Source organism: Mycobacterium sp. (assembly GCF_052143115.1).
Taxonomy (GTDB): domain Bacteria; phylum Actinomycetota; class Actinomycetes; order Mycobacteriales; family Mycobacteriaceae; genus Mycobacterium.
On record NZ_JBKQTQ010000034.1, the window covers coordinates 18,982 to 29,734 of the forward strand.

Genomic DNA, 10,753 nt, shown 5'->3' on the forward strand with positions numbered 1-10,753 from the left:
GGCCGCCTAGGCCTGGCCAGCTGCCAACGTCGCGCTGAGATGGCCGGCGAGCGTGCGCGCCGTGTTGTAGGTGACGATGGTCTTCGGGGTAATCCGCACACCCGTCTTGGTCTCGATATGAGTCCGCAGTTCTAGGTTGCCCAGCGAATCCAGCCCGTGTTCGGTGAACGACCGATCAGGGTCTACCGTGCAGCGCAGGATTATGCTCACCTGGTCGGTAACCAATCGGCGCAGGCGAATTGGCCACTCCTGCGGCTCGAGTGAGGCGAGCTCCGCCAGGATGGACGGAGCGTCGCCGGCGCAGTTGTCGGAGTCGCGGAACGCCGCTGCGAACGGGCTGCGCGCAGCAAGGCCGGTCAACAAGGGCATCTTGGTCAGCGGCAGGTATCCGGTGTAGCCGCGGTCGTAGCGCAGCAGCGCGCGGAACGCGTAACCGCCGTCCTCCGGGCTGATCATCGTGACATTCCCGCGCTGCGCCCAGTCCGCACCGCGTCCGATGTCTGCCCACGCACCCCAGGCGATCGCGGAAGCGGGCCTGCCTTGACTGCGCTGCCAGAAGGTGAACGCATCCAGCCAGCTGTTGGCGGCTGCGTAGGCGCCTTGCCCTGGTGATCCGAGCAGCGCCGCCACAGAGGAGAAGCTGCAGAACCAGTCCACTGGCTGATCGGCCGTGGCGTGGTGTAAATGCCAGGCGCCATATACCTTTGGCGCCCAGTCCCGCTCGATGAGATCGCCGGTGATGTTGCCCAGCGTGGCGTCGTCGACGACCGCCGCGGCGTGCAGAACGCCGCGCAGCGACAACCCGGTGCCGGTTGCCGCGCGCACGAGGCGGGCGGCCGTGTCCGGTTCGGCGATGTTGCCACACTCAAGCACAATGTCGGCTCCCTTGGCCCGCAGGCGCGCGATCGCCTTCTGCGCCCGGGGGTTTGGCTGCGACCGCGAGGACAGCACGATCCGTCCGCACCCTGCGGACGCCATGACGGCGGCCAGGAACAGGCCTAGCCCGCCGAGGCCGCCGGTCACGATGTAGGAGCCGTCGCGACGGAATGTCGGCGCCTCGTTCGGCGGCACCACGACCCGGGTGAACCCCGTGCGCGGTATACGCAGGATCACCCGGCCGGTATGCTCGGCGGCGCTGATCGACCGGATCGCGGTGCGGGCATCGGACAGCGCGTAGTCGGTGCGCTCTAGCACCGGCAGCACGCCGCCGCCGACGAGGTCGTAGACGTTGCCGAGCAGCGCCCCAATCCGTTCCGGGTCGTTGGCGATTATCAACGCCAAATCGGCGTAGTAGAACGCCAGATTGCGGCGGAACGGGTAGAGGTCGATGCGGGTGTGCTCGTAGACGTCACGCTTGCCGATCTCCACAAAGCGCCCGCCGAAGGCCAGCAACTCCAGTCCGGCGCGCTGAGCCGCACCGGTCAACGAGTTGAGCACCACATCGACGCCATATCCGTCGGTGTCCTGCCGGATCTGCTCGGCGAAATCGGTCGAACGGGAGTCATAGACATGCTCGATTCCCCGGTCGCGCAACAACTGTCGGCGCAGCGGGCTGCCCGCGGTGGCGTAGATCTCGGCCCCGACGTGCCGCGCGATCGCGATCGCCGCCTGACCGACACCACCGGTGGCCGAGTGGATCAGCACCCGGTCACCGGCGCTCAGGCGGGCCAGGTCGACCAGCCCGTTCCAAGCCGTGCAGTAGGCCGTGGACACCGCGGCGGCGTCCTCCTCGCTCAGGCCGGCGGGCAGCGGCGCCGCCAAACGGGCGTCGCAGGTGACAAACGTGCCCCAGCATCCGCCGCCGGCGAAACCACCCACTCGGTCGCCGGTCTTGTGTTCGGTCACTCCGAGTCCGATTGCCGTCACCACGCCGACGAAGTCCAGGCCCAATTTCGGCTGCTGACCGTCGAATGTCGGATAGCGGCCGAACGCGACCAGCACATCGGCGAAGTTGATGCTCGAGGCGCTCACCGCGACCTCGATCTGCCCGGCCTGTGGTGGTTGGCGGTCGACGGCGACCAACTCCAGGGTCTGCAGGTCGCCGGGGATGCGAACCTGAAGACGCATGCCGTCGCGTTCCGGATCGACGACGGTGGTACGGCGTTCCTCGGCCCGCAGCGGAGTCGTCCACAGCCGCGCGGCATACCAATTTCCGTGCCGCCACGCGGTCTCGTCTTCGGCGGAGCCGCTGAGGATCTCCTGCGCCACCGAGCCGGCGCCGGTGTGTGTGTCGATGTCGATCTGCGTCGGTGCCAGCGGCGGGTGTTCGTTACCGATGGACCGCAGCAGGCCGCGCAGCCCGGCCTGATCCAGGTTGATCTCGTCACCGGCGGTGACGGCCTGCGCCCCGCGGGTGACGACATACAGCCTCGGCGGCTGCGCCTCGGTGTTGGGCAGCTCACGGGCGATGTGCACGACCTGCGCGACGAGTTCACGACCGCGGAACAGGCACTGCTCGGTGGGTGCACCGCTCGCCGGGGGCGCCACGAACACCAGCCCGGCCGAGTGATCGAAACCGATGTCGTCGGCCGCAATGCCGGTGCCGCTGTGGACGGTTCGGCACCTGGCGCCACCGGCGCTCAGCTCCTGGGCCAGAAGAGCCGGGAACTCGTCGGCGTCATCGGCGGCGATCAGCAGCCAGTTACCAGCGGCCGTCGTCGCTGCGACAGGGGCTTCCTGCTGCTCCCACTCCACGGTGAGCAGACGCTCGGACAGCAACCTGTCGCGTTCGGCGCTCTTTGTCGCGCCGCTGCCCATCCGCAATCGGGCGACCTCGAGGAGCACGCCACCGTGCGCGTCGAGCACCTGGATGTCCGCCTCGACGGCAGAGGCGTTCGCCGCGGTGATCGTCACGTGGCAGTAGCGGGCGTCACCGCAGGCACCGAAGCGGCGCAGCCGGCCCGCGCTCAAGGCCAGCATCAGACCGCCGCCGCCCAGCCCGGCAGCACTGGGATGCGCGGCCACGGATTGGAAGCAGGCATCGAGCAGAGCGGGGTGGATGCCGTAGCCGGTCTGCCGAGCCCGGATGCCGGCCGGCACTCGCACCTCGGCGAACAGGGTCGGATCGCCGGCGGTCGTGTGCACGGCGATCAGGCCCGTGAACGCCGGGCCGAACTCGATTCCCCTCTCTGCCAACGTGTTTCGGACCTCCTTTCCGATCGTCACGTCTTGGTGCGTGGCGAGCAGTGCAGAAACATCGCGCTGTACCGCCGGCTGGCCATGATCCATTGCATGCAGGATTGCCGCCGACCGGCGGATCCTCTCCCCGTCGTGATCGGTCTGGACTGCGAAGGTCGCGGCATCGGGAGCCTCGATCGAGGCCACCGCACTGATCTCGGTGTGGTCGTCGAGCAGCAGCAGGTCCTCAAACGCGACGTCGCGCACTTCCGAACCCTGGCCGAACACGGTTTCGGCGGCGGCGAGGGCCATCTCGCAGTACGCGGCCCCGGGAAAAGCAGGAACGTCGCGAACCCGGTGATCGGCCAGCCACGGCACGACCGCGGTACCCACGTCGGCCTGCCAGGCGTGCCGCTCCGGTTCCTCCAGCAGCCGCACATGGGCGCCAAGCAGGGGGTGCGCTGCGACCGTGTGGGCGCCCGCCGGCCGCTCGGCGCTCCGGCCGGGAATGGGCAACTTGCGGCGCGTCCAGGTCGGTAGCGGCGCGTCGACCAGTCGCCCACCGGGAAACAGCAGCGAGAAGTCCACCGCGGCGCCGGCGCAATGCAGATCCGAGACGAATCCGAGCAGACCGTGGGCCATCGGCAAGTCGCGCCGCAGGCTGGCCAGGGCGGCAACCGGGGTTTCCAGGTCTTGCGCGGTTTGCTCGACAGCGCGCGTCAGCAGCGGATGCGGGGACAATTCGGCGAACACTCGATAGCCGTCCTCGAGGGCGACCTGCACCGCTGCGGCGAAGCGAACCGTCTGACGCAGGTTGTCCACCCAGTACCGCGCATCGCACGCGGGCACGGTTCGCGGGTCGGGACGGGTGGCCGAATAGAACGGGACCTGCGGTGTCCCCGGGGTGAGTTCGGCCAAGCCATCGGCCAGGTCCACGAGGATCGGGTCGACCTGCGGCGAATGCGACGCGACGTCGACGGCCACCTCGCCTGCCATCACGTCACGTCGCTCCCAGGCCGTGACGAGATCGCGGACCCGCTGGGTCTCGCCACCGATCACCGTGCTGTGTGGTGACGTGACCACGGCGACGACGACGTCGTCGATTCCGCCGGCCTCCAGTTCCGCGCTCACCTGCCCAGCGGAGAGCTCCACCGATGCCATCGCGCCGGCGCCGGCGAGCTTGGTCATGAGCCGGGAGCGCCGGCAGATGACCCGGACACCGTCCTCGGGTGACAACGCTTTCGCGACGACGGCGGCGGCCACCTCGCCCATCGAGTGTCCGAGGACCGCACCGGGTCGGACCCCGTAGGACTTCATGGTCTCGGCGAGTGCGACCTGCATTGCGAACAGGGTGGGCTGGACGCGGTCGATGCCGGTCACCGTCTCGGGCGCCTTCATCGCCTCGATTACCGAAAAACCGGACTCCTGCTCGATTAACGGTTGCAGGGCCGCGACGGTGGCGGCGAAGACGGGTTCGGCCTCCAGCAGGCTCGCGCCCATCGCCGCCCACTGCGAACCCTGACCGGAGAACACCCACACCGGTCCCCGGTCGTCGTGGGCTACCACCGCTGGATATGCCGCGTCACCGGCCGCCAGCTCCCGCAGAACGGTGCACAACTGAGCGGCGTCGGCGGCGATCACCGACGAGCGCACGGTGCGATGCTCGCGGCGGCTAGCCAGCGTGTAGGCGAGGTCGGACAGATCTACCGAATCTGCATGCTGCTCAACCCAATCGGCCAACTGTGCCGACGTCTGACGCAACGCGTCGGCAGACGTCGAGGACTGCAGGAACAGCAGCGAGCCGTGGCGTACGTGGGCCTTGACCTCGGGCGCGGTGTCGGGCGCCTCCTCGACGATCGCGTGGACGTTGGTGCCGGAGATGCCGTACGACGACACCGCCGCTCGCCGCGGCCCGGCATCGCCGTTCGTAGGCCAGGGCGTTGCCTCGGTGGGCACGACGAGGCCGGTTTCGATGCCGGCCAGCTCGTCGGGCAGCCGGCTGAAATGAACCATCGGTGGAACCACACCGTGCCGGATCTCGAGAATGGCTTTGATCAGCCCCACGGCACCCGAAGCGGATTCGGTGTGGCCGAAGTTGGACTTCGCCGAGCCGAGCAACACCCTGCCGGCTTTGCCGTATGCCTGGGCGAGGCTGGTGAACTCGATCGGGTCACCGACCGGGGTTCCGGTGCCGTGCGCCTCGATGGCGCCGATGGTGTCCGGCTCCACACCAGCCACGTCCAGCGCCGCCCGGTACGCCGCCACCTGAGCGTCGAACGATGGCGTGGAGATCGTCGGGGTACGCCCGTCGGCGTTGGACGCGGTGCCGCGGATCACCGCCAGAATCCGGTCGCCGTCTTCCAGCGCATGGGGCAGGCGCTTGAGCAGCACGACAGCGCATCCCTCGGAGCGCACGAATCCGTCGGCCGCAACGTCGAAGGCCCGGCAGCGACCGGTGGGTGACAGCATGCGCTTACCCGACATCCACGGATACCTCCGCGGGTCGAGCATCACCATGACACCACCTGCGAGGGCCATGTTGCTTTCCCCGCTCTGCAGTCCGCGACATGCCATATGCACCGCGAGCAGACCCGACGAGCAGCCGGTGTCGAACGTCATTGCCGGACCGTGCAGGTTCAGCGCATAGGCGACCCGCCCGGAGGCCATGCACGCGGCGGTCTCGGTTATCCCGTACGTTCCGTCGTCGACGGTGAGGACGGTCTGGTCGTCCTGCCACAACCCGACGTAGACGCCGGTCAGTGTGCCAGCCAGCGACGACGGCGCCATCCCGGCATGCTCGACGGCCTCCCACGAGGTCTCGAGCAGCAGGCGGTGTTGCGGATCGATCGCGGCGGCTTTCCTGTCGTCCAACCCGAAGAAGGGGCTGTCGAAATCCGAAATGTCGAGGAATGCTCCCCAGCGCGACACCGAGCGGTCCGGCACACCGGGCTCCGGGTCGTAGTACTCGTCGGCGTTCCACCGCTCGGCCGGGATCTCGGTGACGAGGTCGTCACCGCGCAGCAATGCCTCCCACAGCAACTCGGGGGAATTGATTCCACCGGGCAGCCGGCAGGCCATTCCGATCACAGCAATTGGTGTGAACAACGGTTCGCCCACAGATCCTTCTTTCCGACGTGGTCCCGGCGGGACAATCCCGCGACCCCGAACGCCTGCTTGGTCATCATCGAACTTCGAGCCCCCCGGGTGACGTATCCCTGAATGGATTTGTCCGCCAGAGCTTTTCGAAGTGCCGCCGACACCGGAGCCAGCAGCGGCTCGATTCATTGATGACCATCCCGAGTGACTGCATGCGGTTCAGCAGCCGACAGCATGAACCGGCGCATGGCGCCTTTGTGGAGTCGAAGTCTCCCAACCACGCTGTGGTCGTCGGCGTAGTCCTCCAGTGATTCCTGGATGTCGGCAATCAGCACCGGATGCGCACTGGATTCAATGAACGTGCGATAACCATGTTCGTACGACCATCGGACAGCCTGTTCGAATAGCACCGGTTGGCGCAGATTGGCGAACCAGTAGTCGCCGTCGAGGATCGACGTGTCCAGCCCGGCGCCGGTGAGCGTGGAGATGAATGCGATCTCGCCGGTTCGCGGCTGCAGCCCAGCAAGTGACGCGCGCAGTGTCTCCCGCAGCGCCTCCACATGGGCAGAATGCGAGGCGTAATCGACGGGAATCCGCGTGGCCGGCACGTCATCCCGCTCGCATCCGGCCATGAGCTCGTCCAATGCCGCTGCGTTCCCGGTGACGACGGTCGAAGACGGACCGTTCTGCGCGGCAACGGAAATCGATTGACCCCATGGTTCGATCAATGCGCAAACCTGTTGAAGCGGCCGGGGAATCGAGACCACGCCACATGTTCCGGCGATTGCGCTGATCGCCTTGCTACGCAACGTGACGACCTTCGCCGCATCTCGCAACGAGAGGGCGCCTGCGACGTAGGCGGCAGCAATCTCGCCGTGCGAATGGCCGAGGACGGCGTCGGGCTGGATTCCCAGCGCCCGCCATTGCGCGGCCAGCGACACCATCACCGCAAACAGCACGGGCTGCACAACATCGACCCGGTCCAGGCTCGGAGAACCGCCCCCTCGCACGGCCTCGAGCAGCGACCAGTCGACAAACTCGGCGAAAGCGGCATCGCAGAGCCGCATCTGCTCGGCGAACGCCGGCGCGGAGTCCAACAGTTCGACCGCCATGCCCGCCCACTGCGATCCCTGGCCGGGGAAGACGAAGACCGTTCCCCCTGAGGCAGCGACCTTTCCAATTGCCACATTAAGTGCAGGCGCGTCGGAGGCGATCGCCCCCAATCCACTCAAACGCTCGTGACGTCCGGCTCCGACCACCACGGCGCGGTAGTCGAACGACGCACTGGTGGCGACCAACGAGCAGGCGACATCGTTCGCATCCGCGTCGGTGCGCTGCTCGACGAACCGCTGCAACCGAGCCGCTTGGTCAGCCAATGCGGACGCCGACTTCGCGGACAATACTCGCGGCACGACCAACGGACGATGAAGGCGGATCCGGAGAATGGCGATCGGCTCGCTGGGCTCATGCCCGTCTACAGGCCGCCGACCTGTCCTCTTCGGTCCAGTCGCAGTGCTCGTCACCGCATCTCTGGTGATCGGCACGGACTTCTCCAACGGGTGTTCCTTTTGTGGGATGCCGCGATGCGTATCGACAACGTGCAACCTCATGGCTTCTCCTAGCCCCGTGCCCAGCAGGCCGCTATGCGGTGTACGTCCGCATCTGAACCCCTCACCTGTTGAGTGACACGCAGACTCAGGTCGTAGTGCGTGGCGACCCAGCCGAGACCGCGCTCGCAGTCGACGCGCGGCAGCGCGCCGTCCCTGGCCCATTCGTGGCCGGTCGCGTGTGGAGCGATCCTGCTCATCACGCCGCCACGACCGGCGAATTTTGCGGTACTCATCGTCATTCCTCTATCTGTGTCCTCGCGCAACGATGGCCAACAGCGTCGGGTGTCGCGCCCGCGATAGGAATCGTCACTCGACTGCGGTGCGTCGAGCTCAGTAGCGCGCTACTGCAATTCGCCCGGTTTCGGCGCGGTACTACCGAGTCGCGGTCTTGGGCCCCGGCTTATTCCCCGCCCAGACGAAGGGGGTCTGAGGTCGTCCGCAATTAGACAGATGGGCGGCGCCGATTTTGCCGACCCCGCGACCTCAACGTGGTGCGCTCGGCTGCCTCACCGGCATCCGCGGTAGCGATCGTCTGTTACGTTTTGCGCCGCAAGAAGTTTCGCTTCGGCCATGCGGTGCAGGCCATCCAGGGCGGCCTGCTCGACGTTGACGTACTGGCAGATCACGTCGACGGAGATGCCTGCGTCGCGCAGCCTCAACGCCAGCGAATACGGTAACGGCAGCCGGCGTAGCGCCCGCTCGCGTTGGCTGAGTTCATCGGCCACATGAGCGGCATGCATCTGTTGTCGTCGTGCCGACTCAGTATGGCAATACTGAAATCATCACTGGCGCCAAGCGCACCTCGTCAGGGCCTTCACTGTGTTCGCGCCCTGGGGCGGGGTATCAGGGCGGCGAGTTCGTCGCGGCTGGTGGTTCCGGTCTTCAACATCGCCCGATAGACGTGGCTTTCGATGGTGCGTACGGACAGTGTCAGTCGCTCGGCAATTTCGCGGCTGGACAATCCCTCACCGATCAGCATTACGATCTCGCGTTCCCGATCGGTCAGCGGCAAGGGCTCGCCGGCCTGACGAAGCGCCGAAGTACTGGCGCCGCATTGTTCGGCCAAAGCGGCGGCGCGTGTCGAGCAACCCAACGCCGATCCCCGAAGGCCTTGCTGGCGATACGCGAGGGCGGCTTGGGCGGCCGCATCGACGGCGGCAACAAGGTCGCCCAGACGCTCGAATTCTTCTGACACCGAGGCCAATTGGGCGGCGTCGCCGTCGCGCAGGGCCTCGGCGAACCGCGCGGCCACGCCAACACGGGGCCCCTCGACGATCCCCTCGAGCTCACGCAACCGAGGTGCGCCCGAACGGTCTCCGAACTGCGTGGCGGTCTGCAGACAGACCACTTCCGCTGCGAATTGCCCCTTAGCGGCGGCCCTTTGGGCCGCCAATAACAAGACGGCAATCGCCTCACTGACGGCGCCCTCGCCCGCGGCCACCCACGCCCGGGCCAGGCTCCGTTCATAGTCCAGCAACCGGAAAGGACGTCGCTGCTTGTTGAGCGCGGCAAGCGCGGTAGCTGCCTCCACGGTTGCACCGCACATCGCGAGCGCAGTGGCGCGCGGGACGTGATAGCGGTATCCCCAGCCCAAAGCATGCGTGGCAGACAGTCCTACTGCTGCCTGTTCGAGCAACGCACCCGCGGAATGAAGGCGTCCGGCACCAAGGGCGGCCTGACCCACCACGGCAGCACCGAGTAATTGAGCCGCCCCCGGAAGGTCTGCCGCCTGCCGGCGCACCCGCTCGGCCACATCAAGCGCGTCCGCAATCCGGCCAGCCAGCAGCAACGCGCTCACGTGTGCGTCAGCGATGTTGAACCTCATGTGCGGAGCGTCGAAAGAACGAGTCGCAGCGGTGTAGCCCGCCTCTGCAGCGGCCACGGCCTCGGTGGTGCGTCCCGCGTCCGCGGCTATGGCGGTAAGCGCCCAGGCTATCTCGGCGCCAACGACGGCCGGCAGTTCGTCCAACGCGAGCTTTTTCGAGGCTTGGATCGCCGCATCCGGCTGGTCCATCGCAAACCAGTACACCGTGAGCAAGGCGTCGATATAGCTGCGGGCCTGCGGTGATGTGGTGCGCGACGCCTCGTCGATGATTTCTTTCGCGCGTGCGGGGTCACCGAGCGGCCAGAGCAGGTTGCTTGCGCGATAGAACGCGAATCTCGCGCTGTCGCCGTCAGTCAACTGGCCGGTGTCAATCTCGGCGAGCACCGCGTCTGCCTCCTCGCCACGGCCAAGCCACGAAAGGGCATGCGCGCGAACAAAGTTCGGTTCCGGCCCCGCTTCGACGTGGATGGCTGCCTCCGCGAGTCGATCGGCCAGGGGCAGATCCGCCAGCCAGACGGCGCCGTGGGCCGCCCTGACGAGCAGGTCCGTGTCGGGTGCGAGGTCGGAGTCGAGACTCAACGTGGCCCGCCGCACTACGACCTGGATGTCGTCACGCTCATTGGACCCGGCGAGTTCGGCGGCGACCAGCCCGCGCAGCCGCCGCAACTTCGTGGGCCGCGCGCCGCTGCGGCGCACCTCACCGTAGAGCGGATGCGCCACCCGCACCTGCACACCAGCAACGCCGGGCTCGAGCGTGATCAAACCGCGGGTGTCGGCCTCCTCGACCGCGGCCGGATCGGTGATCCGCCGCAGCGCCGCCAGTTCGATCGGCTCCCCAACAGCCAGCGCGTCGACCACATCATCAACCGGGGCGGGTAGGTCCCCGATGCGGGATTCGATCAGCTCGACCAAGCTGGGCGGCATGATCGGATCACCGATCCAGCGCCAGTACCCGTGCCGTTTCACGACGCGCCCGGCAGCGACCTCCTGCTCGACGATGTTCCGTAGATACAAGACGTTGCCGCGAGTAAGCTTCCACAGCCGCTGAGCGGCATCCAGATCCACCGATCCGCCTAACGTCGCCGACAGCAGTGTGGTGGTTTCG

At 67.3% G+C, this 10,753-nt stretch carries 5 protein-coding genes; all 5 read right to left on the bottom strand.

The features are described from left to right. Positions 1-6: 6 nt before the first annotated feature. Positions 7-6,234: a sulfolipid-1 biosynthesis phthioceranic/hydroxyphthioceranic acid synthase gene (gene pks2 / locus ACLQI9_RS03335; protein WP_442381234.1), complete on the bottom strand. Its 6,228-nt coding sequence runs from the start codon at positions 6,232-6,234 to the stop codon at positions 7-9. A gap of 164 nt (positions 6,235-6,398) precedes the next feature. Next, positions 6,399-7,823 carry an acyltransferase domain-containing protein gene (locus ACLQI9_RS03340; RefSeq protein WP_442381236.1) on the bottom strand — a complete coding sequence of 475 codons (1,425 nt, stop codon included), beginning with the start codon at positions 7,821-7,823 and terminating at the stop codon, positions 6,399-6,401. Positions 7,824-7,831: 8 nt separating this feature from the next. Further along, positions 7,832-8,056: a hypothetical protein gene (locus ACLQI9_RS03345; protein ID WP_442381238.1), complete on the bottom strand. Its 225-nt coding sequence runs from the start codon at positions 8,054-8,056 to the stop codon at positions 7,832-7,834. Between the two features lie 273 nt (positions 8,057-8,329). Continuing rightward, complete coding sequence (locus ACLQI9_RS03350; protein ID WP_442381240.1) at positions 8,330-8,563, bottom strand: hypothetical protein; 234 nt, start codon at positions 8,561-8,563, stop codon at positions 8,330-8,332. Positions 8,564-8,637: 74 nt separating this feature from the next. Next, positions 8,638-10,753: LuxR C-terminal-related transcriptional regulator (locus tag ACLQI9_RS03355; protein WP_442391026.1), on the bottom strand; the 2,116-nt coding region annotated here is incomplete at its 5' end.

Coding starts and splice junctions, on each gene's coding strand:
- ACLQI9_RS03340 (WP_442381236.1), bottom strand. CDS start 7,823: ATGAGGTTGCACGTTGTCGATACGCATCGCGGCATCCCACAAAAGGAA.
- ACLQI9_RS03345 (WP_442381238.1), bottom strand. CDS start 8,056: ATGAGTACCGCAAAATTCGCCGGTCGTGGCGGCGTGATGAGCAGGATC.
- ACLQI9_RS03350 (WP_442381240.1), bottom strand. CDS start 8,563: ATGCATGCCGCTCATGTGGCCGATGAACTCAGCCAACGCGAGCGGGCG.